Annotated in this window: 23 protein-coding genes; 2 read left to right on the top strand and 21 right to left on the bottom strand. The window is 74.6% G+C overall.

The genetic code is table 11. The annotated features are described in order from the left end of the window. Positions 1 to 77 precede the first annotated feature (77 nt). The 6 genes from pstB to ACFTZA_RS16040 form a co-directional block, all read right to left on the bottom strand. Positions 78 to 857: a phosphate ABC transporter ATP-binding protein PstB gene (gene pstB, locus ACFTZA_RS16065; RefSeq protein ID WP_378197126.1), complete on the bottom strand. Its 780-nt coding sequence runs from the start codon at positions 855 to 857 to the stop codon at positions 78 to 80. A 23-nt stretch (positions 858 to 880) separates the two neighbouring features. Beyond that, a complete protein-coding gene (gene pstA, locus ACFTZA_RS16060; RefSeq protein WP_378197114.1) occupies positions 881 to 1,945 on the bottom strand; it encodes a phosphate ABC transporter permease PstA in 1,065 nt (354 codons plus the stop codon). After that, positions 1,945 to 2,928 (bottom strand): phosphate ABC transporter permease subunit PstC, encoded by a 984-nt coding sequence (gene pstC, locus ACFTZA_RS16055; RefSeq protein WP_378197111.1) that lies wholly within the window; start codon positions 2,926 to 2,928, stop codon positions 1,945 to 1,947. Before pstC ends, pstA begins: the two co-directional genes overlap by 1 nt. Before the next feature lie 88 nt (positions 2,929 to 3,016). Further along, complete coding sequence (gene pstS, locus ACFTZA_RS16050; RefSeq protein ID WP_378197108.1) at positions 3,017 to 4,156, bottom strand: phosphate ABC transporter substrate-binding protein PstS; 1,140 nt, start codon at positions 4,154 to 4,156, stop codon at positions 3,017 to 3,019. 173 nt (positions 4,157 to 4,329) lie between these two features. Further along, positions 4,330 to 5,034 (bottom strand): response regulator transcription factor, encoded by a 705-nt coding sequence (locus ACFTZA_RS16045; protein WP_378197105.1) that lies wholly within the window; start codon positions 5,032 to 5,034, stop codon positions 4,330 to 4,332. After that, positions 5,031 to 6,287, bottom strand: a complete 1,257-nt coding sequence (locus ACFTZA_RS16040) for a sensor histidine kinase (protein WP_378197102.1) — start codon at positions 6,285 to 6,287, stop codon at positions 5,031 to 5,033. The genes ACFTZA_RS16045 and ACFTZA_RS16040 overlap by 4 nt, the downstream gene beginning before the upstream one ends. Positions 6,288 to 6,509: 222 nt before the next feature. Between ACFTZA_RS16040 and phoU the strand changes: the two genes are divergently transcribed. Then, positions 6,510 to 7,190, top strand: coding sequence for a phosphate signaling complex protein PhoU (phoU, locus tag ACFTZA_RS16035; protein ID WP_378197099.1), 681 nt, complete (start codon positions 6,510 to 6,512; stop codon positions 7,188 to 7,190). Positions 7,191 to 7,263: 73 nt separating this feature from the next. On the opposite strand, the gene ACFTZA_RS16030 is transcribed toward phoU, so the two are convergent. After that, a complete protein-coding gene (locus ACFTZA_RS16030; RefSeq protein WP_378197096.1) occupies positions 7,264 to 8,001 on the bottom strand; it encodes a phosphoglyceromutase in 738 nt (245 codons plus the stop codon). A 138-nt stretch (positions 8,002 to 8,139) separates the two neighbouring features. On the opposite strand from ACFTZA_RS16030, the gene ACFTZA_RS16025 reads away from it, so the two are divergent. Next, positions 8,140 to 8,577: a nitroreductase family deazaflavin-dependent oxidoreductase gene (locus ACFTZA_RS16025; RefSeq protein WP_378197093.1), complete on the top strand. Its 438-nt coding sequence runs from the start codon at positions 8,140 to 8,142 to the stop codon at positions 8,575 to 8,577. 9 nt (positions 8,578 to 8,586) lie between these two features. Here ACFTZA_RS16025 and mshA read toward each other — a convergent pair whose 3' ends face one another. The 14 genes from mshA to folK all read right to left on the bottom strand — a co-directional run bounded on the left by mshA (position 8,587) and on the right by folK (position 23,783). Next, positions 8,587 to 9,870 carry a D-inositol-3-phosphate glycosyltransferase gene (gene mshA / locus ACFTZA_RS16020; protein ID WP_378197123.1) on the bottom strand — a complete coding sequence of 428 codons (1,284 nt, stop codon included), beginning with the start codon at positions 9,868 to 9,870 and terminating at the stop codon, positions 8,587 to 8,589. A 44-nt stretch (positions 9,871 to 9,914) separates the two neighbouring features. Further along, a complete protein-coding gene (locus ACFTZA_RS16015; RefSeq protein ID WP_378197090.1) occupies positions 9,915 to 11,054 on the bottom strand; it encodes a lactonase family protein in 1,140 nt (379 codons plus the stop codon). A 139-nt stretch (positions 11,055 to 11,193) separates the two neighbouring features. Beyond that, entirely contained in the window at positions 11,194 to 11,523 is a 330-nt protein-coding gene (locus tag ACFTZA_RS16010; protein ID WP_378197087.1) for an Lsr2 family protein, read from the bottom strand. A gap of 124 nt (positions 11,524 to 11,647) precedes the next feature. Beyond that, entirely contained in the window at positions 11,648 to 11,854 is a 207-nt protein-coding gene (locus tag ACFTZA_RS16005; protein WP_378197084.1) for a hypothetical protein, read from the bottom strand. Continuing rightward, positions 11,851 to 13,428, bottom strand: a complete 1,578-nt coding sequence (gene lysS / locus ACFTZA_RS16000) for a lysine--tRNA ligase (RefSeq protein WP_378197081.1) — start codon at positions 13,426 to 13,428, stop codon at positions 11,851 to 11,853. Before lysS ends, ACFTZA_RS16005 begins: the two co-directional genes overlap by 4 nt. 70 nt (positions 13,429 to 13,498) lie before the next feature. Beyond that, positions 13,499 to 14,383, bottom strand: a complete 885-nt coding sequence (nadC, locus tag ACFTZA_RS15995; RefSeq protein ID WP_378197120.1) for a carboxylating nicotinate-nucleotide diphosphorylase — start codon at positions 14,381 to 14,383, stop codon at positions 13,499 to 13,501. Between the two features lie 134 nt (positions 14,384 to 14,517). After that, positions 14,518 to 16,185: an L-aspartate oxidase gene (locus tag ACFTZA_RS15990; protein ID WP_378197077.1), complete on the bottom strand. Its 1,668-nt coding sequence runs from the start codon at positions 16,183 to 16,185 to the stop codon at positions 14,518 to 14,520. Further along, positions 16,182 to 16,616 (bottom strand): aspartate 1-decarboxylase, encoded by a 435-nt coding sequence (panD, locus tag ACFTZA_RS15985; protein ID WP_378197074.1) that lies wholly within the window; start codon positions 16,614 to 16,616, stop codon positions 16,182 to 16,184. The genes ACFTZA_RS15990 and panD overlap by 4 nt, the downstream gene beginning before the upstream one ends. A gap of 91 nt (positions 16,617 to 16,707) precedes the next feature. Next, on the bottom strand, positions 16,708 to 17,709 hold the full coding sequence (panC, locus tag ACFTZA_RS15980; protein ID WP_378197071.1) for a pantoate--beta-alanine ligase: 1,002 nt from the start codon (positions 17,707 to 17,709) through the stop codon (positions 16,708 to 16,710). Continuing rightward, positions 17,706 to 18,662, bottom strand: coding sequence for a Rossmann-like and DUF2520 domain-containing protein (locus tag ACFTZA_RS15975; protein WP_378197067.1), 957 nt, complete (start codon positions 18,660 to 18,662; stop codon positions 17,706 to 17,708). The genes panC and ACFTZA_RS15975 overlap by 4 nt, the downstream gene beginning before the upstream one ends. Then, positions 18,659 to 20,203 (bottom strand): PH domain-containing protein, encoded by a 1,545-nt coding sequence (locus ACFTZA_RS15970; protein ID WP_378197064.1) that lies wholly within the window; start codon positions 20,201 to 20,203, stop codon positions 18,659 to 18,661. The genes ACFTZA_RS15975 and ACFTZA_RS15970 overlap by 4 nt, the downstream gene beginning before the upstream one ends. Next, complete coding sequence (locus ACFTZA_RS15965) at positions 20,200 to 20,736, bottom strand: PH domain-containing protein (protein ID WP_378197062.1); 537 nt, start codon at positions 20,734 to 20,736, stop codon at positions 20,200 to 20,202. Before ACFTZA_RS15965 ends, ACFTZA_RS15970 begins: the two co-directional genes overlap by 4 nt. A gap of 57 nt (positions 20,737 to 20,793) precedes the next feature. After that, positions 20,794 to 21,300 carry a DUF3180 domain-containing protein gene (locus tag ACFTZA_RS15960; protein WP_378197059.1) on the bottom strand — a complete coding sequence of 169 codons (507 nt, stop codon included), beginning with the start codon at positions 21,298 to 21,300 and terminating at the stop codon, positions 20,794 to 20,796. Further along, positions 21,300 to 23,783, bottom strand: coding sequence for a 2-amino-4-hydroxy-6-hydroxymethyldihydropteridine diphosphokinase (gene folK / locus ACFTZA_RS15955; RefSeq protein ID WP_378197056.1), 2,484 nt, complete (start codon positions 23,781 to 23,783; stop codon positions 21,300 to 21,302). The genes ACFTZA_RS15960 and folK overlap by 1 nt, the downstream gene beginning before the upstream one ends. Positions 23,784 to 23,878 lie beyond the last annotated feature (95 nt).

Here is a 23,878-nt window from a genome sequence, read left to right as displayed (position 1 = left end):
GCCGCCCCCTGCGAGGGGCGGCGCCGTCGTCGTGCGTGGGCCGGCCGCGGGACCTCACGAGGCCCGCGGTCGCCTCGTCAGCCGAAGCGGCCGGAGATGTAGTCCTCGGTCGCCTGCTCGGACGGCGAGGAGAACATCGTCGCCGTGTCGTCCATCTCGATCAGACGACCGGGCTTGCCCGTGCCCGCGATGTTGAAGAACGCGGTGCGGTCGCTGACGCGCGCGGCCTGCTGCATGTTGTGCGTCACGATGACGATCGTGTACTGGTCCTTGAGCTCGGCGATGAGGTCCTCGATCGCGAGCGTGGAGATCGGGTCGAGCGCGGAGCACGGCTCGTCCATCAGCAGGACCTGGGGCTTGACGGCGATGGCCCGCGCGATGCACAGCCGCTGCTGCTGACCGCCCGACAGACCCGAGCCGGGACGGTCGAGACGGTCCTTGACCTCGGTCCACAGGTTCGCGCCGCGCAGCGACGACTCGACGAGCTCGTCCGCGTCCTTGCGCGACATCCGGCGGTTGTTGAGCTTCACGCCCGCCAGGACGTTCTCCCGGATGGACATCGTCGGGAACGGGTTCGGCCGCTGGAAGACCATGCCGACCTGGCGGCGCACGGCGACGGGGTCGACGTCGTTGCCGTACAGGTCCACCCCCTCCATCGCGACCGCGCCCTCGACGCGCGCACCCGGGATGACCTCGTGCATGCGGTTCAGCGTCCGCAGGAACGTCGACTTGCCGCAGCCGGACGGGCCGATGAAGGCCGTGACCGACTTCGCCTCGATCGTCATGCTGACGTCCTGCACGGCGAGGAAGTCGCCGTAGTAGATGTTGAGGTCCTTGACGTCGATGCGGTTGCTCATGGCGTTCGGTCCTTCCGGGGTGCTCATCGGGCCTTCTTGGGCGAGAACCAGCGGCTGATGAGTCGAGCCACCAGGTTGAGGAGCATGACGATGATGATCAGGGTGAGCGCCGCCGCCCAGGCGCGGTCCACGCCCGTGCCGCCCTGCGCCCACTGGCGGTAGGCGAAGACGGGCAGGGTGGCCATGCGGCCGTCGAACAGGTCCCAGTTGACCTGGTTGACGAGGCCGATGGTGAGCAGCAGCGGAGCCGTCTCGCCGATGACGCGGGCGACCGCGAGCATGACCCCGGTGACGATGCCGGCCATGGACGTCGGCAGGACGACCTTGACGATGGTGAGCCACTTCGGCACGCCCAGCGCGAGCGACGCCTCGCGCAGCTCGTTCGGCACGAGCCGGAGCATCTCCTCCACGGACCGGATGACGACGGGCGTCATGAGCACCGCGAGCGCGACGGCGCCCATGATGCCGGCACGGTACGCGGGCCCGAGGATCAGCGTGAAGAGCGAGAAGGCGAAGAGTCCGGCGACGATGGACGGGATGCCCGTCATGACGTCGACGAGGAAGGTGATCCCCCGCGCGAGGTGGCCCCGCCCGTACTCGACGAGGTAGATCGCCGTGAGGATCCCGAGGGGGACGGCGATGGCGGCGCACGCCAGCGTCACGAGCAGCGTGCCGATGATCGCGTGGTAGACGCCGCCGCTCGTCATCGAGCCGTAGACGCCCATCATGTCCGTGCTGAGGAAGTCCCAGCTGAACCGCGTCGCGCCGTACGACACGACCGTCCACACGAGCGAGACCAGCGGGATCATCGCGAGCAGGAACGCGAACGTCACGAGCGTCGTCGCCAGGCGGTCGGTGGCGTAGCGCCCGCCCTCGACCACGCGCGAGGTGATGGTCAGGCCCACCGCGTAGAGCACGGCGCCGAGACCCACGACGCCGGCGATCGTCGGCGATCCGACGACCAGCAGGACGAGGAAGGCGACGACGAGCGAGCCCGCGACGAACGCGTACGGCGCCCAGCGCGGCAGGCGCACCCCGCTCGCCGTCAGCTGCAGGGCGGTCTCCTGCACAGGCGTGGTGGCGGTCATCAGTTGGCTCCCGAGAAGTCCTTGCGCCGCGCGACGATGGCGCGGGCGGCGAAGTTGACGGCGAAGGTGATGACGAACAGGGCCAGGCCGGTGGCGATGAGGACGCTCACCGACAGCCCCGACGCCTCGGGGAACTGCGCCGCGATGTTGGCCGCGATGGTCTGGTGCTGGCCCGGCTTGAGCAGGAAGAACGAGTACAGCAGCCCGGGCGAGATGACCATGAGCACGGCCATGGTCTCGCCGAGCGCGCGCCCCAGGCCGAGCATCGCGGCGCTGATGACGCCGGAGCGGCCGAACGGGATGACGGCCTGCCGGATCATCTCCCACCGCGTCGCGCCGAGGGCGAGCGACGCCTCCTCGTGGAGCGTGGGCGTCTGGAGGAACACCTCGCGCGACACCGCGGTGACGATCGGCAGCAGCATCACCGCGAGCACGACGGCGGCGGTCAGGATGTTGCGCGCGGGCGCCTGGTACCCCTCGAACAGCGGGATGAAGCCGAGCGTCGTCGTCAGCCACTCGAAGAACGGGTCGAGGATCGGCGCGAGCCAGAGCGCGCCCCACAGGCCGAACACGACGGACGGCACGGCGGCGAGCAGGTCGACGAGGTAGCCGAGACCCTGGGAGAGCCGGCGCGGGGCGTAGTGCGAGATGAACAGCGCGATGCCCACGGACACGGGGACCGCGAGCAGCAGGGCCAGGACCGAGGCGAGCACGGTGCCGAACACGAGCGGCCCGATGTAGGCGAGCAGCGACCCGCCGGAGAACCAGGAGATCTCCGCGAGCTCCTCGGGGCTCGCGGTGAGGGCGGGCCAGGCCTCGATGACGAGGAACGCCGCCACCGCGGCGAGGGTGACGAGGATCAGGATGCCCGCGCCGTGCGCGAGACCGGAGAAGATCTTGCCGCCGAGGCCGGACGTGGGGCCGCCGGCACGCCGCGCCGTGGTCGGCTCCGTGCTCTGCCGGGGTGGGCTGGTGACGCTCACTGGTGCTCCGTCGGGTGTGGGGGTGTGCGGGGAACCGCCACGAGCGGGCAGGGGACCTCGGAGGCCCCCTGCCCGCTCGTGAAGGGTGTCAGCCCTGGACGGTGATGCTGTCGAGAGCGGCCTCGACCTCGGCGCGCAGCTCGTCCGAGATCGGCGCGGAGCCGGCGACGTCGGGCTCGGCGGCGCGCGACTGGCCCTCCTCGCTGGCCACGTAGCCGAGGTACGCCTTCACGTTGTCCACGTCGGCCTGCTCCTCGTACGTGCCGCACGCGATGGAGTAGGAGATGAGGACGATCGGGTACGCGCCCGACTCGGTCGTCGTGCGGTCGAGCTCGACGACCAGCTGGGTGTCGGTCGCGCCCTCGGCACGCGGCGAGGCGTCGACGACCGCAGCAGCGGCCTCCGGCGAGTACGGCACGTACTCCTCGCCGACCTTCACCGCGACGGTGCCCAGGTCACCGGCGCGCGAGGCGTCGGCGTAGCCGATGGCGCCCTCGGCGCCCGTGACGGTGTCGATGAGGCCCTGCGTCTGGGCGCCGGACTGGCCGCCCTCGACCGGCCAGTCGCCGCTCGCCTCGTGCGGCCAGGCGCCGTTCGAGGCCGCCGCGAGGTACTCGGTGAAGTTCTCCGTGGTGCCCGACTCGTCGGAGCGGTGCACCGGGATGATGTCGATCGCGGGGAGCTCGACGTCCGGGTTCTCGGCGACGATCGCGGGGTCGTCCCACGACGTGATGTCGCCGTTGAAGACCTTGGCGAGCGTCTCGGCGGACATGTTGATGTTCTCGGCGTCGACGTCCGGGAGGTTGTAGACGACGGCGATCGGGCTGATGTAGAGCGGGAGCTCGAGGACGTCGCCCCCGTAGCAGCGCTCCTGCGCGTCGGCCAGCTCCTCCTCGTCGAGCGCCGCGTCCGAGCCGGCGAACTGCGTCGCGCCGGCGATGAACTGCTCGCGGCCGCCGCCGGAGCCGACGGCGTCGTACGTCACGGTCACGCCCGGGGCCATGTCGTTGAACCCGGCGATCCAGCCGGCCACGGCGTTCTCCTGCGAGCTGGCGCCCGCACCGGCGAGCTCGCCGCTGAGGCTCTCGAGGTCGGACCCCGACGAGCTCTCGGTGCCACCGGGCTCGGTGTCGGAGCTCTCGGCGTCGGAGCTGCAAGCAGCCAGCGTGAGGGCGAGCGCCCCCGCCATGACCGCGGTACCGGCGCGGGAGATTCGGCTGAGCTTCACGAGTCGATCCATCCTGTTCGAAGCTGTGCGAGGCACCGGCGAGTGCCGGCGACGTCCAGGACGCTAGAAGCGCCGAGTGACGCGCGCGCCGAGTCAGGATGAACGCAGCATGAACAGTGCACAGACGTTTTCCCGAGAGCCGTCGCGTCGGCGGGACGGCTCCCGGTGACGGCTCACGCCGCGCTGTCTCCGTCCGCGATCTTGTAGCCGAGCCCGCGGACGGTGAGCAGGTAGCGGGGCGTCGCCGGCTCGGGCTCGATCTTGGAGCGGATGCGCTTGACGTGGACGTCCAGCGTCTTCGTGTCGCCGACGTAGTCGGTTCCCCACACGCGGTCGATGAGCTGCCCTCGCGTCAGCACGCGCCCCGCGTTCCGCAGCAGCAGCTCGAGCAGCTCGAACTCCTTGAGCGGGAACGCGACGTCCGCGCCGTCCACCGTGACCGTGTGACGCTCCACGTCCATCCGGACCGGTCCCACCTCGAGGGTGCCGTCCTCCTCCGCCTCGCCGTGGCTCTCACCGCCCTTGCGCCGCAGGACGGCGCGCACGCGGGCGAGGAGCTCGCGGAACGAGTACGGCTTCGTCACGTAGTCGTCGGCTCCGAGCTCGAGCCCCACGACCTTGTCGATCTCGGAGTCCTTCGCGGTGAGCATGATGACGGGCACGTCACCGCGCTGGCGCAGCTCGCGGCACACCTCCGTCCCGCTCAGGCCGGGGAGCATGAGGTCGAGGAGGACGATGTCGGCGCCCGTCGAGTCGAAGTGCTCCAGCGCCTCCGTCCCCGTGGCCGCCTCGACCACGTCGAAGCCCTCCCGCCGCAGCTGGTACGTCAACGGGTCTCGGTACGACTCCTCGTCCTCGACCACCAGGATGCGCGTCACGCGCCTACCTCCTTGCTCCGTGCCTCGTCCGTGCTCTCGTCACGCTGGTCCTGCTCGGCTCCGTCGCCGGTGGTGCCCGTCTCCGGCGGGCCGATCGGGCCGCCGGTACCGGGTGGCGACTCCGCCGCGGGCAGGCGGATGGTGAAGGTCGAGCCGCGTCCGGGCTCCGACCACATCGTCACCTCGCCGCCGTGGTCGGCCGCGACGTGCTTGACGATGCTCAGCCCCAGGCCCGTGCCTCCCGTGTCGCGCGAGCGCGCGGGGTCCACACGGTAGAAGCGCTCGAACACGCGCGCCTGCTCGTCCGCCGCGATGCCGATGCCCTGGTCGACGACCGCGATCTCGACGAGCTCGCCGGCGCGGCTCACCCCCACGCCGACGCGCGTGTTCTCGCCCGAGTAGGCGACCGCGTTGTCGAGGAGGTTGCGCACCGCCGTCACGAGCAGGGCGTGGTCGCCGTACACCGCCGCGTCCAGGTCACCGCCGGTCGTGAGCGTGATGCCCTTGCCCTGCGCGGTCGTGCGGGCGCGGTCCACGGCCTCCTCGACCACGCCGCGCACGGGCACCACCGTGACCTGCTGGAGCGCGCCGGCGACCTGCAGCCGCGAGAGCTCGATGATCTCGTGCACGAGCGCCGACAGGCGCGTCGCCTCGGCGTGCATGCGGGAGGCGAACCGGCGCACGGCGACGGGGTCGTCGGCGGCGTCCTGGACGGTCTCGGCGAGCAGCGCGAGCGCGCCGACGGGCGTCTTGAGCTCGTGGGAGACGTTCACGACGAAGTCCCGGCGGATCGCCTCGACGCGGCGCGCCTCCGTCCGGTCCTCGGCGAGGACGAGCACGTGCTCGGGGCCGACCTGCGCGACGCGGACCTGGAGCATCACGGTCCCCCGGCCGACGGGTCCGCGGGGCAGCTCGAGCTCCTCGTCGCGGATCACGCCGTCCCGGCGGACGTCGTCGATCATGTCGCGGATCGCGGCGTGGGCGACCATGTCGCCGCGGACGACGCCCAGCGCGTACGCCGGCGGGCTGGCCCGCACGACCTCGCCCTCGTCGTCGAGCACGACCGCCGCCGAGCGCAGGACCGCGAGCACCCGCACGAGACCCTCGTCGAGCTCGCGCGCCGGTTCCGCGGCCGCACCCTTCTGCGCGCGCTCGCTCACGCGGAAGGCGACGGCCGCGACGACGCCGACCACGACGCCCACGATGCCCGCGAGCAGCACGGTCGCGCCCTCGATGAGGCTCTCGGCTTCCACGGGCCCAGCCTACGGTCGGCGCGCTCCCTCCCCGGCCCTCCGGGGGTCTCGCGGGCCCCGCGCCGCCAAGTGTTCACCTCGCGGCGCACTGGCGTTCACCGCGCGGACCACCGCGCCTGCGAGGCTGCTCCGAGCCGACGACGCACCCGCCCGCCCGGGCGGTCCGGTGCGCCACGGGCGGGGGCCCCACGGCACCCGCCCGGTCACGACGAGAGGGATGCGATGCGGGAGATCTTCGAGGCCGAGCTGAAGCAGGTCGGTGACGACCTGACCGAGATGAGCCGGCTGGTGGAGTCGGCGATCAGCCGCGCCGGGCAGGCGCTGCTCACGGCCGACCTGCAGCTCGCGCAGCAGGTCATCGCGGCGGACCACGCCATCGACACCCTCGAGCGCGCGCTCGACGAGAGGTGCGTGCTGCTGCTCGCCCAGCAGCAGCCGGTCGCGACGGACCTGCGCGTCGTCGTGAGCGCGCTGCGGATGAGCGCGACCCTCGAGCGCATGGGCGACCTCGCCCGCCACATCGCGCAGGTCGCCCGGGGCCGCTACCCGGCGCGCGCGATCGCGCCCGCCGCGCACCGGACGTTCGAGCAGATGAACGAGGCCGCGGACCGCGTGGCACGCCGCACGACGACGCTGCTCACGACGCGCGACCTCACCGTCGCGGCCAACATCGAGCGCGACGACGACCTGCTGGACCGCCTCCACCAGGACACGTTCACGGCGATCCTCGACAGCTCGTGGTCGGGCACGGCGCAGGAGACGGTCGACGTCACGCTCGTCGGCCGCTACTACGAGCGGTTCGGCGACCACGGCGTCTCGATCGCCAAGCGCGTCACGTACCTCGTCACGGGCGACTTCGCCGACGACCGCGGCGCACCGACGGGCCAGCGCGCGACCGCCTGACCGCAGCACGACGAAGGAGGCGCGGATCGTCGATCCGCGCCTCCTTCGTGCTGTCACGCCCCGGTGAGACTCCTCAGCGGCCCTGCGCCGCGACCGCCGCGGCGGCCTCCTTCGCGGCCTCCGGGTCGAGGTAGCGACCGCCGCGCGTGACGGGCTGGAAGTCCTCGTCGAGCTCGTAGAGCAGCGGGATGCCGGTCGGGATGTTGAGACCCGCGATGTCCTCGTCCGAGATGCCGTCGAGGTGCTTCACGAGCGCGCGCAGCGAGTTGCCGTGCGCTGCCACGAGGACCGTCTTCCCGGCCTTCAGGTCGGGGACGATCTCGCCGTCCCAGTACGGCAGCGCGCGCTCGAGCACGTCCTTGAGGCACTCCGTGCGCACGACGGGCGCGTCGGCGTACCGCGGGTCGGTGTCCTGCGAGAACTCCGAGCCGAGCTCGATCTCGGGCGGCGGCACGTCGTAGGAGCGGCGCCAGAGCATGAACTGCTCCTCGCCGAACTCCTCGAGCGTCTGCTTCTTGTTCTTGCCCTGGAGGGCGCCGTAGTGGCGCTCGTTGAGCCGCCACGAGCGCTTGACCGGGATCCAGTGGCGGTCGGCCTCGTCGAGCGCGAGGTTCGCGGTCGAGATCGCCCGGCGCAGCAGGGACGTGTGGACGACGTCGGGCGAGATCTGCGACTCGGCGAGGAGCGTGCCGCCGCGCTTCGCCTCCTCGACGCCCTTCTCCGACAGCGCCACGTCCACCCAGCCGGTGAACAGGTTCTTCGCGTTCCAGTCGCTCTCGCCGTGGCGGAGCAGCACGAGGGTGTAGGTCATGGCTCCATCCTGCCGCACCGCCCCCTCCCGGGGCACGCGCGTCCCACCCCGTGGTGACGGTCCGCCGCCGCGAGGGGACGAAGGACCCGGCCGCGTCCCGGTGGGAATCACCGGCGCTGCGACGTGGTTCCCGCTGGCATGCCGATCCACGGAGAGTACGCACCGAGCACGAGCGACTGGGCACGCCGCCAGGCCGAGCGGTACGAGGAGTCGGGAGGGACCGACGCGACGACGCTGCGCGGCATGCCGGTCGTCGTCCTGACGACGCTCGGGCGCCGCACGGGCAAGGTCCGCAAGACGCCGCTCATGCGCGTCGAGCACGACGGGGACTACGCGGTGATCGCCTCCCTCGGCGGCGCGCCGGAGCACCCCGTCTGGTACCACAACGTCGTCGCCCACCCGGAGGTCGAGCTGCAGGACGGCCCGGAGAAGCACGAGTACGCCGCGCGCGAGGTCGAGGGCGACGAGCGCGACCTGTGGTGGGAGCGCGCCGTCGCGGCCTACCCGCCGTACGCGGACTACCAGGAGAAGACGTCGCGCCGCATCCCGGTCCTCGTCCTCGAGCGCACGGACTGACCCGCCACCTCAGCGGGCGGCGCGGACCTTCCTCGCCTGCGCGTAGACGTCGAGCATCCGCAGCGCGACCTCGTCCCAGCCGAGCCGCTCGCTGACGCGCCGCGCGCCGACGCCGAGCGCGTCGCGCCGCGCGTCGTCCGCGAGCAGGTCGCCCAGGGCGCGTGCCCACGTCGACGGGTCGTGGTCGGGCACGAGGACCCCGGAGACGCCGTCCTCGACGACCGACCGCAGCCCGCCGACGGCGGCCGCGACCACGGGCGTCCCGCTCGCCTGCGCCTCGGCGGCCACGAGCCCGAACGACTCGTTGTGGGACGGCACCGCGACGACGTCCGCGGCACGGTAGTAGCGCACGAGCTCCTCGCGCGGCACGGGCGGGCGCGTGACGACACGGTCGCTGACGCCGGCCTGGTGGGCGAGCGCCTCGAGCTCGCGCACGGCGGTCCGCCGGCCGCTGGGCCCGCCGAGCACGACCAGCGTGGGCACCGGTCGGCCCTGGTCCGCGAGCACGCCGAGGGCGCGCACGAGCAGGTCCGGCGCCTTGAGGGGCTGGACGCGCCCCGCGAAGAGCACGAGGCCGCCGTCGACGGGCAGGCCGAGCTCCGCGCGCACGGCCCGGCGCCGTGCCGCCCGGGCCGCGGGGTCGCCCGCGCCCCCGGACGAGGCGCGGGACGACGCGCCGGACGGTGTGCCGGGCGAGAACAGGTCGAGGTCGACCCCCGGTGGGACGACGTGCACGCGCGCGAGGTCGGCGGCGTAGTCGCGCACGAGGTCTTGCGCCTCCGCCTCGGTGCTGGCGACGAGGGCGTCGGCCTCGGCGACCACCTGCTCCTCGCCGATGATGCGGCCCAGCGGCTCGGGCGCGTCCCCGGGTGCGAGGGCCGCGTTCTTCACGCGGGCGAGGGTGTGCATGGTGTGGACGAGCGGCACGTCCCAGCGGTCGGCCGCGAGCCAGCCCACCTGCCCCGACAGCCAGTAGTGGGTGTGCACGACGTCGTACCAGCCGACGTGCCGGTGCGCCTCCGCCCGCAGGACGCCCGCGGTGAACGCGCAGAGCTGGCCGGGCAGGTCGTTCTTGTCGAGCCCTTCGAACGGGCCCGCGACGACGTGGCGCACGCTCACGCCGTCGGCCACCTCGACGCACGGCTCCTGCGCGGACGACGTCGCGCGCGTGAAGATCTCCACCTGTGCGCCCTGGCGCGCGAGCGCCCGCGACAGCTCGGTGACGTACACGTTCATGCCGCCGGCGTCACCCGTCCCCGGCTGGTCGAGCGGGGACGTGTGGACGGACAGCATCGCCACGCGCAGGCCGCTCGACGGCGGGGCCGTCCGGTCGTCGGTCACGCGCGGGGCACTTCGACGACGCAGGCGGGCGCGGGCAGCTCGAGGACGTCGAGCAGCTCGGCGGTGCCGTCCGCGCGCGCGACACGCAGGAGCGCGAGGCCCGACGTCGGGCCGTCGCCGGCGCGCGCCGGGTCGTCCTCCTGGTTCGCGACGACGACGAGGTCGTGGTCCACGTCCCTCCCCGGGCCCGTCAGGACCGCGAAGTGCCGCGGCCACGCCCCGCCCACCGGGCTGTCGGCGAGGTGCTCGAGGACCGCGGCGCCGCCGTCGGGAGCGGGCACGACGGCGTGCACGGCGAGCACGTCGACGCCGCGCACCGCGACGAGCACCCGCGTGCCGTCCGCCGTGACCTCGACGTGCGAGGGCTGACGACGCGAGCCCTGCGGGGCGCGGGTCGCCTCGTGGCGGGCGACGACGTCGTAGGAGCCGTCCGCCACCGGGGAGAGGACGAAGAGCGCCGGGTCCAGCTCGCCGACGACGACGAGGTGCCCGCCGGGGAGCGCGGCGACGTGGCGCGGCCCGGTGCCCGGCGGGAGCGTCGCGGCCACGCGCGGCGGGGCGCCGCCGGGCGAGTCCGCGTGCGCGTCGACGGCGTGGCGCCACAGCGCGTCGGTACCGAGGTCGGAGACGAGCACGCCGCCGCGGCCGTCGTCGAGCACGTAGTGGGCGTGCGGGCCGTCCTGACGCTCGACGTCGGGGCCCGAACCGGAGTGAGGCTGCGGGTGCGCGGGGCCGGCGAGCGCGCCGGACCCCTCGGTGGCGACGACCCCCAGGACGCCGTCGCCGTAGTTGGCGACGAGCACCTGCGTGTCGCGGGCGAGCACGTAGCACGGGGACGAGCCCCCGCTCGGCACCGCCGCACCTCGCGGCGACAGGGTGCCGTCGAGGCCCACGGCGAACGCCGACACGGCACCGTGCTCGCGCTCGTCGACCGCGTACAGCGTGCCGCCGCCCGGACCCGCGTCCGCGCCGGCCGCGGCCGCGAGGAACGAGGGGGACGGGGTCTCGACCGCGAGGCGCGCTCGCGTGAACGCACCCTGCCCCGCGTCGAGCTCGACGTGCCACACGCCCTCGGGACGGTCCGCCGCAGGGTGCGGGTAGGTGCCGATCCACAGGGCGTGCGTCGCGACGGTCATCCCCCGAGCCTAGTTCTCCCCCGCCGTCTCGCCGGACCGACGACGGGGCGCCCGCGCGACGGTCGGCGGACCGTCGGGCGAGCGCCCCGGCGTCGTGGAGGGACGTCCGGCAGCAGCGCGCTCCGGGACGTCCTGCTGATCAGTGAGCCGCGTCGTACGCGGTCTGGATCTCCTGCGAGATACGGCCGCGGTCGTTGACCTGGTAGCCGTTCTCCCGCGCCCACTCGCGGATCTCGGTGGCGCGCGCCGCGCCCGTGCTGCGCCCGCGTCGGGCCGGCTTGGAGGACGGTCGGGAGGACACCTTTCGTGCGTTCCCGACCCACGTCGCCATCGCGTCGCGCAGGTCCTGCGCGTTCTTCGTGCTGAGGTCGATCTCGTAGGAGACACCGTCGAGCGCGAAGGTCACGGTCTCGTCGGCCGCTCCCCCGTCGATGTCGTCCACGAGAATTACCTGGACTTTCTGGGCCACTGTGGTTTCCTCACGCTTCACCGGAAAGAGATTGCCCTGTCAGGATGCCAGCGGTCAACAACGACGTCAATTGACGCGGCCGTGCGACCGAGCAATTTACGGGAAGCGGCGGCCGAATTCTGCGTCAGCTTTGTTCCGCACGGTTGTCCGGGTTCACCGCCGACGACGTTTGCACGGCTCCTTCGGACGCCTCTTCCTCGGCGTCCAGGCGCGCGAGCGCGGCACGCTCGTTGCGGTCGGCGCGCACGATGTAGCGCATGGCGACCCAGAAGAGCAGGCCGACGCCGACCGACGGGACGAGCGCGGCGAGGGCGGGCAGCACGTCGCTCATGCGTCCTCCCTGCGCTCCGTCGCCTGCTGCGCAGGCTTGACGAGCGGGAACAGGATGGTCTCCCGGATGCCGTGGCCGGTCAGCGCCATGAGCAGCCGGTCGATGCCCATGCCCATGCCGCCCGACGGCGGCATCGCGTGCTCCATCGCGGTGAGGAAGTCCTCGTCGAGCCGCATGGCCTCCTCGTCGCCGGCCGCGGCGAGCAGCGCCTGCGCCTCGAACCGCTGGCGCTGCACCACGGGGTCGACGAGCTCGGAGTACGCGGTCGCGAGCTCGAAGCCGCGCACGTACAGGTCCCACTTCTCGACGACGCCCGGGACGCTGCGGTGGTCGCGCGTCAGCGGCGACGTCTCGACCGGGAAGTCCCGCACGAACGTCGGGGCCACGAGGGCGTCGCCCACCTGGTGCTCCCACAGCTCCTCGACGAGCTTGCCGTGACTCGCCCGCTTCGCGTCGTACGCCACCTCGAGGCGGTCCGCGATCGCGGTCAGCGCGGCGACCGGCGTCCCGGGAGTGATCTCCTCGCCGAGGGCCTGCGACAGCGAGCCGTACATCGTGATCGTGTCCCACTCCCCGCCCAGCTCGTACTCGGAGCCGTCGGGGAGGGAGATGGTCGTGGTGCCCAGCGCGTCCTGCGCCGCGGTCTGCACGAGGTCCTGCGTGAGGGCCGCCATGGTGTCGTAGTCGCCGTACGCCTCGTACGCCTCGAGCATCGCGAACTCGGGCGAGTGCGTGGAGTCGGCGCCCTCGTTGCGGAAGTTCCGATTGATCTCGAAGACGCGCTCCACGCCGCCCACGACGGCCTTCTTGAGGAAGATCTCCGGGGCGATGCGCAGGAACAGGTCCATGTCGTACGCGTTCATGTGCGTCGTGAATGGACGGGCCGCCGCGCCGGAGGCGACGGTCTGCAGCATCGGGGTCTCCACCTCGAGATATCCGCGGCGGTGGAAGTTGTCGCGCAGAGAACGCACGACGGCCGCACGGAAACGCACCATGTCGCGCGCCGCGGGACGTGCGATGAGGTCGACGTAACGCTGTCGGACACGCGATTCCTCGGACAGGTCCTTGTGCAGCACGGGAAGGGGGCGCAACGCCTTGGCCGCCACCTTCCAGGAATCCGCGAACACGCTCAGCTCACCACGACGGGAGCTGATCACGCGCCCGTGCGCGAACAGGTGGTCCCCGAGGTCGACGTCGGCCTTGAAGTCCGCGAGCGACTCCTCGCCGACCACGGCCTGGCTGAGCATCACCTGCAGCCGGTTCCCCTCGCCGTCCTGCAGGGTGACGAAGCACAGCTTGCCGGTGTTGCGCAGGAACACGACCCGCCCCGCGACGCCGACCTCGTCCTGCGTCTCCTCGCCGGCCTCGAGGTGCGCGTAGGCGGCGCGGACCTCCGCGACGGTGTGGGTGCGGGGCACCGAGACGGGGTACGCCTCGTCGCCGCGCGCGAGGATCCGCTCCCGCTTCTCGCGGCGGACCTGCATCTGCTCAGGGACGTCGTCCGCGGTCGACGCGTCGCCGACGGGGCCGTTCTCGGGCGCAGCAGGATCAGGGGTACCGGCGGGGGAAGTCACACCGGCGATTCTACCGACGCCCCGCGGCGGGCCGTCCGCACGCCCCGCGACGTGGCGCCGGACCAGAGCTCTACCTCGGGAGCCCGGGCTGGAGGTCGAGCGCGAGGTCGAGGATCGGCGCCGAGTGGGTGAGCGCGCCGACCGAGAGGAAGTCCACGCCGGTCGCGGCGACCTCCCTCGCACGGTCGAGCGTGAGGTTGCCCGTCGCCTCGAGCTCGACCTTCGCGGGCACGCCGTCGCGGCCCTCGCGCGCACGGACGGCCGCGACCGTCTCGGCCAGCACCGGCGTCGGCATGTTGTCGAGCAGCAGGAAGTCCGCGCCCGCGTCCAGCGCCTCGAGCGCCTGCGCCGTCGTGTCGGCCTCGACCTGCACGAGCACGTCCGGGAACGTCCGGCGGATCGCGGCGATCGCGGCGCTCACGGACCCGGCCGCGACGACGTGGTTGTCCTTGACCATCGCCACGTCGTACAGGCCCATGCGCTTGTTCGTCCCGCCGCCCGCCCGGACGGCGTACTTCTCAAGCGCGCGCAGCCCGGGCGTCGTCTTGCGGGTGTCGAGCACCTGCGCACCCGTGCCGGCGAGCTCGCGCGCCCACGCACGGGTCGCCGTCGCGACGCCCGACGCGCGGCTCGCGAGGTTGAGCAGCGTGCGCTCCGCGACGAGGAGCACCTGCACCGGACCGGTGAGCGCGGCGAGCACGCGCCCACGGCCCACGGCCTCGCCGTCGCGCGCCGCGAACGTCACCTCGACCTCCGGCAGGCCCAGGCGCGCGGCCACCTGCCGCACGACCTCCTCCACCACGACCAGCCCCGCGACGACCCCGTCCGCGCGCGCCACGAGATGGGCCGTGCCGGTCACCGACGCCGGGACGGTCGCCTGCGTCGTGACGTCCCGGCCCGGGGCCGGGCCGAGGTCCTCGTCGAGCGCGCGGGCCACGGTGTCGGCGATCCACAAGGGGTCGAGGGCGGGCTCGACGTGCGACGGGAGGTCGGGGCGCGCCGCGCCGTCGGACGTGGTGCCGGTGGATCCGTCGACCGGTTCGGGGGTGCTCACGGTCGCCCACGGTATCCCGTCGGTCACCGGCCGCGTCAGCGCACGTCGAGGGAGCCGTCGTCGTCGAGCGAGACGAGCACGCGGCGCTCCCACGCGAGGTCCGTCGAGGGGAAGTCGGTACGGAAGTGGCCCCCGCGGCTCTCCGTCCGCAGCGTCGCCGCGGCCGTCAGCGCCGTCGCGACCTGGTGGATGTTCGTGGTCTCCCACTCCGCGGCCTGCGGCTGCGCGACGACGTCGCTCGCCTCGTGCGCGTCGGAGCGGACGGCGGCGAGGCGGCGCGCCGCGGCGGCGAGACCCTCGCCGTCCCGGACGACGCCCGGCCCCTCGGACGCGACGGTCTGGATGCGCGAGCGCGCGGCGGCGGCGACGAGCGCCGACGACCCCGGTCGCGGCGCCGGCTCCCCGACCGGGAGCTCGCCGGCGGCGACGCGCGACGCGATGTCGTGCGCTGCGCGGTGCGCGAACACGAGGCCCTCGAGCAGCGAGTTCGACGCGAGGCGGTTGGCCCCGTGCACCCCGGTGCACGCGACCTCGCCGACCGCGTAGAGGCCGTCGACCGACGAGCGGCCGTGGAGGTCCGTGACCACGCCGCCCGAGTGGTAGTGCTGCGCGGGCGCGACCGGCACGGGCTCCTCGGTCCAGTCGATGCCGTGGTCGGCGAGCCGCTCGGTGATCGTCGGGAAGCGGGCACGCAGGAAGTCGGCACCGAGGTGGCGGGCGTCGAGCAGCACGTGGTCGGACGCGGTCGCCGTCATCTGCCGCACGATCGCGTGCGCGACGACGTCGCGCGGTGCGAGCTCCGCCATCGGGTGCTGCGACGGCATGAAGCGGTGGCCCTCGGTGTCGAGGAGGATCGCGCCCTCGCCGCGCACCGCCTCGGAGATCAGCGGGAGCTGTCCCTTCGCACCGAGCCCGAGCCACAGCACGGTCGGGTGGAACTGGACGAACTCCAGGTCGCCGAGCGTCGCGCCCGCGCGCAGCGCCGCCGCGATCCCGTCGCCGGTCGCCTGCGGGGGGTTGGTCGAGGAGCGGAAGATCTGCCCCACTCCCCCGGTCGCCAGCACGACGGCCCTGCCGAGCGCCGCACCGACGCCGTCGCGCGTGCCCTCCCCCTTGACGTGCAGCGTCACGCCGCACGCCCGGGTCGCTCCGTCGGGCCCCGGCGCGGTCGTCAGCACGTCGAGCACCAGCGCGTTCTCGACCACCTCGATGCCCGGGTCGTCGAGCACCGCGGCGAGCTGCGCGACGAGCGCGCGGGAGATCTCCGCGCCCGTGGCGTCGCCGCCCGCGTGCGCGATCCGGTCCGCGTGGTGGCCGCCCTCGCGGGTGAGCGCGATGTCGCCGTTCGCCGCCCGGTCGAAGTTCGCCCCGCGCTCCACGAGCTCGCGCACGCGCTCCGGTCCCTCCGTGACGAGCACCTCGACCGCGACGGGGTCGCACAACCCGACCCCGGCGACCAGCGTGTCGGCGAGGTGCGCCTCGGGCGAGTCCTCGGGATGCAGCGCCGCGGCGATGCCGCCCTGCGCCCAGACCGTCGAGCCCGACGACAGCTCGCCCTTCGTGACGAGCAGCACGTGGGGCACGCGGGTACGCAGCTCGAGCGCCGCGGTGAGCCCCGCGATCCCCGACCCGACGACGACCACGTCGGCCGTCGTCGTCCAGCCCGGCTCCGGCGCCGCGAGCGTCCGCGCGAGCGTGCTCACCCGCGGGTGGGGGCGGCGTCGTCCCGGAACGGCGCGAAGGGCAGCCCGCTCGCCTCGAGACCGTGGCCCGCCGGCACGAGACCGGGCTCGTCCGACAGCTCGACGATCCGGTTGTCCGCGTCGACGAACACGACGTGGGGCAGGTAGGTGCGCGCGTCGGCGTCGGACAGCATGCCGTAGGCGATGAGGATGACGACGTCGCCCGGGTTCACCAGGTGCGCCGCGGCACCGTTGATGCACACCTGGCCGGCACCGCGCTCGCCCGGGATGACGTACGTCGTCAGGCGGGCGCCGTTGGTGACGTCCACGACGTCGACCTGCTGGCCCGGGTACAGGTCCGCGGCGTCCAGCAGGTCGGCGTCCACCGTGATCGAGCCGACGTAGTGCAGGTCGGCCTGCGTCACCGTGGCACGGTGGATCTTGCCGATCATCATGGGTCGCTGGAGCGACGCCGGGCGTCGATCGGCGGCAGGACGGGGGCTCGACGCGGTCACGCGGTTCCTCCAGTGGGGCGTCGGGCGGTCACGGACGCCGGTCGGGGCCCGTGTCGCGGGCGCGGCCGGCCTCCCTGACGTCGACGACCGTGTTGTCGATGAGGCGGGTGGTGCCCACGCGCGCGGCCACGAGGAGGAGGCCCGGACCGACGGCGCCGGGCGCCAGGTCCTCCACGGTAGCCGGATCGACGAGCACCAGGTAATCGACGTCAACACCCACGGCCTGCTCCAGGATTCCCCGGGCCGCGCGGAGCACCTCGTCGGCGCGCGCGCCCGCGTCCGCCGCGTCCGTCCCGGCGCGCAGGGCGCGGCTCAGGGCGAGCGCCTGCTCGTGCTCCTCCGGTGACAGGTAGGCGTTGCGCGACGAGCGCGCGAGGCCGTCGCTCTCGCGCACCGTGGCGACGCCGAGGACCTCGACGTCGACGTCGAGGTCGGCGACCATGCGCCGCACGGCGAGCAGCTGCTGGGCGTCCTTCGCGCCGAACACGGCGACGTCCGGGCGCACGAGGTGCAGGAGCTTGAGCACGACCGTGAGCACCCCGTCGAAGTGCCCGGGCCGCGAGGCGCCCTCGAGGACCGTCCCGATGCGCCCGGACGTCACGCGCACGATCGGCCCGCCGCCGTGCCCCGCACCTGCGAGGTCGGGGTACATCTCCTCGACCGACGGCGCGAAGACCACGTCCGTGCGGGCGTCCGGCCCCGCGGAGGCGAGGAGCGCGACGTCGGCCGCGACGTCGCGCGGGTAGCGCTCGAAGTCCTCGCCGGGCCCGAACTGCAGGGGGTTGACGAAGTCGGTGACGACCACCTCGCCGTCCGGCCCCACCTCCTCGCGCGCACGGCGCACGAGCTCGAGGTGGCCCGCGTGCAGCGCGCCCATCGTCATGACGACCGCCCGGCGCGCACGGTCCGCCCGGCGCGAGGCCTCCCCGGTGCCGCCGAGCAGGGCGCGCAGGTCGGCGCGCGTCGTCACGACGCGGGGTGCCGGCGTCCCGGTCGTGGCGCCGGCGTCGTCCGAGCGGTGCGAGGTCATGCGCGGTCCTCCGGGGTCGTGGCGTCGAGCGCGTCGAGGACGGCGCGCTCCGCGTCGGCGTCGATGCGCCCGCCGGCGCGGGCCCGTCGTGCGGCGGCGCGGCCCAGCTCGGCGTACGACGGCAGGACGTCGACCGCGTCGCTCGTCGCCGCGAGCGCCCGCAGCGCGGCCAGGTGCTCCGTGACCGTCCCGACGTCGCCTCGCGACACCGGCCCGGTGAGTGCGGAGATCGCGCCCGGTCCCCCGCCGGAGCCGGCGTCGGCCGCGCGCGTCGCACCGTCGAGCGCGGCGGACAGCAGCGGCGCGAGGACGCGGCCGGGCTGGTCGACGCCGGCGGCCTCGAGGGCCTGTGCCGCCTGGGCGACGAGCACGACGAGGTGGTTCGCCCCGTGCGCGAGGGCCGCGTGGTAGAGGCCGCGCGACTCCTCGGCGACGACGACGGGCTCGCCCCCGACCTCGACGACGAGCGCCTGACCGATCGGGAGGACCGGGGCGGGACCGGTGACGGCGAACGTCGTGCCTTCCAGCCGCGACAGGTCGAGGGACGTGCCGGTGAACGTCATGGCGGGGTGGATCGCGAGGGGGATCGCCCCGGCGGCGCGCGCGGGGTCGAGCACGCCCGCGCCGTAGCGGCCCGACGTGTGGACGACGATCTGCCCGGGCTGCCACGCCCCGACGTCGGCGAGGCCGCGCACGAGACCGGGCAGGGCGTCGTCGGGCACCGCGAGGAGCGCGAGCTCGGCACGCTCGACGACGTCCGGCACCTCGAGCACCGGCACCCCGGGCAGCAGCGTCTCGACGCGCTCGCGCGACGCCTCGGAGATGCCGCTCGCCCCCACGACGGCGTGGCCCGTGGCGCGCAGCGCGCTGCCGAGGACGGCGCCGACGCGTCCGGCGCCCACGACGCCGACCCCGAGCCGTCCCGGGCGGGTCCCGCCGCTCGCCGCGCTCACGCGGTCGCCTCCTCGGGTCGGGCGTCGTCCAGCGGCACCTCGTCCCGGCGCATCCACAGCTCGGGGCCCTGGTGCGCGCGCGCCTCGCGCGCCCGCACGGCCTGCGTGTCGAGCAGGCGGGCCGCGTCGTGCGCGTCGAGGTGCCGGACCTTCGGCGCGACCGGTCCGGGGGTCGAGTGGACGGCGAACGTCGCGACGTCGAGCCGCCGCTGCAGCGGACCCTGCTCGATCCCCAGGGACTGGGTGCGTTCGTGCGGCACGACGACGAGCTCGCGGAACACGCGCCCGCCGCGCAGCACGAGCGCGCGGTCCGTCACGCTGAAGCCGTTGCGGCGCCAGGACACCAGGTCGAGGAGCCGGGCACGGCGCGGCGCCACGACGAAGTTCTCCCCGGCGTCGAGACCGGACAGCCCCTCGTCGAGGAGGGCGCGCGGGGCGGGCGTGCCGAGGTCGGGCAGCACGAGCCACAGCGCCGCGAGCGCCTCGTCGCGCGTGCCGACGGGCAGCAGGACGCTGTTCGACCCGGTCGAGTCGGCCGCCGGCCCGTACCCGGCGACGTTGACGTCGACCCGCCACCAGTCCGGGCCCCGCCAGAACGGGCCCTGCCGCAGCCGCACCGCCTGCACGCGTCCGGGCGGGATGGTCTGCGAGCGTGTCTCGAGCAGTCCGTGGCGCAGGCGGATGCCGTCGGGCGAGATGGCGGAGCGGAACCCGAACTCGCCCGTGAACCGCTGGAAGAGGTAGCCCCCGAACCCGAGGACCGCGGGCAGCATGCTGAAGAGGATGCCGATCTCGCGGGTGCCGATCACGACGCCCGTGATGCCGAGGAGGCCGATCGCGAGCCCGACCGTCGCCCCCGAGCGCAGGAGCGACGCGATCAGGCGTCCCGGCTGGACCGCGGTCACCGGCTGCTCCGGTGCCTCCGGCGGAGCGGTCCCCGGCTCGGCGGCACCGGGTGTCGCGGGCGCCGGCACCCCGGCGTCGGGGCCGGCGGGGGCGGACGGGCCGGCGGGGGCGGACGGGCCGGCGGGGGCGGACGGGCCGACCCGCAGCCCGGCGGCCCGAGCGAGCAGCTCGCCGCGGAGCCGGTTCGCGTCCGCCTCCTTGAGGAACCCCAGCTTGACGCCGGAGTCCCCGCCGCCGGCGACCTCGAGCTTCAGCTCGGCGAGCCCGAAGAAGCGCGCCACGAGCGGCTGCACGATGTCGACCGCCTGCAGGCGGTCCAGGCGCGCGCGCCGCTGCTGGCGGAACAGCACGCCGGTGCGCAGGTGCACGGAGTCCTCGTCGACCGCGTAGCTCGTCATGCGCCACGCGAGCCAGGAGAACCCGAGACCGACCAGCCCGACGGCGAGGATGCCCAGGAGCACCTGCCACCAGCGGTCCCCCTCGAGCAGGTTCTCGCCCTCCGGGAGCCCGTTGAGCGTCTGCTGCCCCACGACGACGAGCAGGACCGCGATCACGGTCCACCCGCGCACGACGGGCGTCACGGGGTGGACCCGGTGCCATTCCAGGCCCGCGGGCGCGGGTGCCGTCTCGCTCACAGGCCCGCCAGCCGGGCCTCGCCGCGCGACGCTAGACGGTCGCGCAGACGCTCCGCCTCCGCCGGCTCGAGGCCGTCGATGGTCGCGTCCGTCGAGGCGGAGGCGGTGTGCAGCTGGATCTGCGCGATACGCAGCCTGCGCGCGAGCGGGCCTGCCTGGACGTCGACGTACTGCATGCGGCCGTAGGGCACCACGACGAGGGTGCGGAACAGGATGCCCGTGCGGATCAGCAGGTCGTCGTCGCGCTCGGCGTAGCCGATCGCCCGCACCTGGCGCGGCACGACGACCGCCGTCCAGACCGCCTGCACCACGACGAGGCCGAGGAGGATCCACGGCCACCACTGGTCGAGCACGAGCAGGAGGACGACCGCGGCGACGGCGAGGACGCCGAGCACGATCCCGGCCGACAGCAGCCGGGCGGTGGCGAGGCGCGGCGACACGCGGGACCACACGACCCCCGGCGGGTCGAACGGTCCGGGCTCCGTGGCCTGCGGGGGCCGGTGCGCCGCGGTGGGCAGGTCAGCGTCCGTCATGGGTCGATCCTCCCATCCTGCGCCGTGCCGGCGGCGTCGCCCGCGGGTGTGCCGCCCTCAGGCCGTCGTGCTCGCCCCGGGCGTCTCGGGGTCCTCGCGCGTCACCCCGTCGCCGTCCTCGCCCCCGTCCCGCGGCGGGAGCTGGCAGAAGCGCTCCGCGACGAGACCGGCCACGGCGAGCACGACGGCGCACACGACCGCCACGCCGGCGGCGACGGCGCGGTCGCGGCGCGGCTCGATGGCGAGGTCCGGGAGGGTGACGAGCACCTGTGCGCCGTACCACCCGGCCAGGAGCGCGCCCGTGAGCGCGGCCGCCTTGGCGAGCACGAAGGTCCGTGCCGCCCGGATCGCGTCGAGCCCGGGGCGGCGCCCCTTCTGGTAGGCGCGCACCGTCCAGCCCGCCCAGAGCACCGCCGCCGCGAGGGCGCCGATCGCGACGTCCACGACCCACGGCACGGGCGGCAGGTACGTCCCGGTCCCCTCGACCGCTCGCACGACGAGCCAGCCCACGACCGCCGTCACGACGGCGACCAGCAGCAGCGTGCGGACCGAGGTGCGGCGCATCACCGCTGCGCGTCGGGGGCCGGGCCCGAGACGGGCGGGAACGGCGGCCACAGGTCCTGGCGCGGCGCGCGCTCGTCCTCCCGCGTCCGGTCCGGCTCGCGGTCGTCCGCCGTGGGCGGTGCGTCCTGCGGGCTCGGGGCCGGGGCGGCGTGCGGCGCCGGCACGGTGGGCACGGGCACGGGCGGCACGACCGGGTGCAGCGCCGGGTCGGCCAGCGGTCCCGGCGCGGCGACCGGCTGGGGTGCCGTCACCGGCTGGGGGGCGGCGACCGCCGCGAACGGCACACCGCGGATGATGCCGTCTCCCTCGTCTCCCGGCCCTGGCCGGGGTGAGCCCGACGGCGGGGTGCCCGGCACGTCCCGGGCGTCGCCCGGCTCGAGCTCCGCCGGGCGCACCGGGCTGAACACCGGAGCCGCGGCGCCGAGGTCTGCGGGCGCCTGCTGGGGCGGGAGGGGCGGGTGCGTCGGGACGGGCTGCTGCGTCGGGAGCGGGGGCTCCGGCGCGGCGAACGCCCCCGACCGCGGCCCCTCGGACACGGGCGCGAACGGCGGTCGCACGTCGGCCGGCGGCGCCGGCCGGTCCGCGGGCTGCGGCACCGGCGGCACGGACTGCTGCGGCCCGGGCGGGTGCGTCGGGGGCTGCTGCGGTACCGACTGCTGAGCTGCCGACTGCTCAGGTGTCGACTGCTGCGGGGCGGGCTGCTGCGGTGCCGGCTGCTGCGGTGCGGGGGCGTCGGCCGCCGCGACCGGGACCGCTCCCGTCGGGTTCGGCGCCGGCTCCGTCAGCCAGTCCAGGGCGAGCCAGCGGATCCCGGCACGGTCGGGCGCCGTCGCCGCGAGCGCCGCCACCGGGCCGCCCCCGAGCCCGGGGAGCACGGCGTCGGGGTCCACCTGGGACCACGGCTCGAGCACGAACGCGCGCTCGTGCGCCCGCGGGTGCGGGAGCTCGAGGTCGTCGGCCACGTCGGTGAGCGACCCGTACACGACCAGGTCGACGTCGAGGGTCCGCGGGCCCCAGCGCTCGTCGCGCACGCGCCCGTGGGCGTGCTCGACGTCGTGGCACGCGTGGAGGAGGTCGCGTGCCGACAGGCGCGTGCGGGCCAGGAGGACGGTGTTGAGGTAGTCGGGCTGCTCCGGCCCGACGGCGGCCGTGCGCGCGAGCGGCGAGACGTCCGTGATCTCCAGGCCGGGGATGCGGTCGAGGTCGGTGATCGCCCGCCGCAGGGTCTGCTGCGCGTCACCGAGGTTCGCGCCGAGCGCGAGGACGACCTCGACGAAGTCCGCCGGCACCTCGTCCATCCGGTCCCGCGGTCGCTCGGGCTCCGCGGACGCCGGGTCTGCGCGCGGCGGCTCCGCGTGCGCCGGGTCGGTGGGCGACGGGCCCGCGGGCGCCGGGTCGGTGGGCGACGGGCCCGCGGGCGCCGGGTCGGTGGGCGCCGGCCCGCCACGCCCGGCCGCGGTCTCCGCACCGTCGGCGGCCGCAGCCGGCTCGTCCGTGCGCCCGCCCCCAAGACCGTCGGCGCCTGCGCGGTCGTCCGTGCCCGGCTCGCCGCCGGCCGACGGCTCGAACGGCCCGTCGGGTCCTGAGGGCGGCACGGCCCCGCCGCCTTCCACGTCGACCGGCCCGGTCGGCCCCGACGCCAGGGGCACGCCGCCGACGGGCATGTCCACGACAGGCACGGCCGCGACAGGCATGGCGGCGGCGACGGGCCCGGTCGGGACGGGTCCGGTCGTCGGCCCCGTCGCGGTGTGCTGCTGCGGACCGGGGTGGGCGTCGGCGAGGGGGTCCACGGCGTCGTGCTGCGCCCGCACGACCGGCACCTCGAGAGCGCCGGTGGCCGCGCTCGACGGCGGGATGCTCGGCGGCATGACGGACGGCGCCGGGGCGAGCGGGAGCTCCTCGTCACGGACGTCGGGCCCGGCGGACGACGCCGGGGACGCAGGCTCCGGCTCGCGCGGCGCCTCGACACCGTGGATGAGCGCCGGCGCGACGGAGCCGACGGGGATCGGGGCGACGGGACGCGAGTCCTGGGCGCCGCCGTCGTGCCTCCGGGCGAGGGGCGGCACGACGGGCACGACGACGCGGTCGCGCCGGATGACGACCTCGACGTCGTCGAACGGCACGGTCAGCGGCGCCTGCGGCTTGTGGACGGCGACGTCGACGGCGACGACGTCGGGGTGGGTGAGGATCGTGGCCGCGATGCGCTCCGCGACCGTCTCGATGAGGTCGGCAGGGGACCCGGCGAGCACCGCGACGACGTCCTCGGCGACGCCCGCGTAGCTCACGGTGTCGGCGAGCTCGTCCCCGCGGGCGGCCTCGCGCGTGTCGAGATGCAGCACGACGTCGGCGCGGAACACCTGGCCGTCGGCGCGCTCGTGGTCGAGGACGCCGTGGTGACCGGTGCTGCTCAGACCCGTGAGGCGGATCCGGTCGAACGGCCGCCCGTCCGCGTCGAGGACCGCTCCTGCGAACGCTGTGGTCACGTCGTACTCCGTCCTCGCGTCGGACCTCCGCACCCGCAGGTGACGGACGTCCCGTGTGCCGTGCCGGTCCCGCCGGTCGTGCCGTGGCTGCCCGA

It is taken from the genome of Cellulosimicrobium sp. NPDC057127, from assembly GCF_042670945.1.
Lineage (GTDB): Bacteria > Actinomycetota > Actinomycetes > Actinomycetales > Cellulomonadaceae > Cellulosimicrobium.
This window is presented reverse-complemented; position numbering and strand designations above follow the sequence as displayed.

Excerpts from the sequence above, each read along its gene's own strand:
- pstB (WP_378197126.1), bottom strand. The coding sequence starts at position 857 with ATGAGCAACCGCATCGACGTCAAGGACCTCAACATCTACTACGGCGAC.
- pstA (WP_378197114.1), bottom strand. The coding sequence starts at position 1,945 with ATGACCGCCACCACGCCTGTGCAGGAGACCGCCCTGCAGCTGACGGCG.
- phoU (WP_378197099.1), top strand. The coding sequence starts at position 6,510 with ATGCGGGAGATCTTCGAGGCCGAGCTGAAGCAGGTCGGTGACGACCTG.
- ACFTZA_RS16030 (WP_378197096.1), bottom strand. The coding sequence starts at position 8,001 with ATGACCTACACCCTCGTGCTGCTCCGCCACGGCGAGAGCGACTGGAAC.
- ACFTZA_RS16025 (WP_378197093.1), top strand. The coding sequence starts at position 8,140 with ATGCCGATCCACGGAGAGTACGCACCGAGCACGAGCGACTGGGCACGC.
- mshA (WP_378197123.1), bottom strand. The coding sequence starts at position 9,870 with ATGCTGTCCGTCCACACGTCCCCGCTCGACCAGCCGGGGACGGGTGAC.
- ACFTZA_RS16015 (WP_378197090.1), bottom strand. The coding sequence starts at position 11,054 with ATGACCGTCGCGACGCACGCCCTGTGGATCGGCACCTACCCGCACCCT.
- ACFTZA_RS16005 (WP_378197084.1), bottom strand. The coding sequence starts at position 11,854 with ATGAGCGACGTGCTGCCCGCCCTCGCCGCGCTCGTCCCGTCGGTCGGC.
- panD (WP_378197074.1), bottom strand. The coding sequence starts at position 16,616 with ATGATCGGCAAGATCCACCGTGCCACGGTGACGCAGGCCGACCTGCAC.
- panC (WP_378197071.1), bottom strand. The coding sequence starts at position 17,709 with ATGACCTCGCACCGCTCGGACGACGCCGGCGCCACGACCGGGACGCCG.
- ACFTZA_RS15965 (WP_378197062.1), bottom strand. The coding sequence starts at position 20,736 with ATGACGGACGCTGACCTGCCCACCGCGGCGCACCGGCCCCCGCAGGCC.
- ACFTZA_RS15960 (WP_378197059.1), bottom strand. The coding sequence starts at position 21,300 with ATGCGCCGCACCTCGGTCCGCACGCTGCTGCTGGTCGCCGTCGTGACG.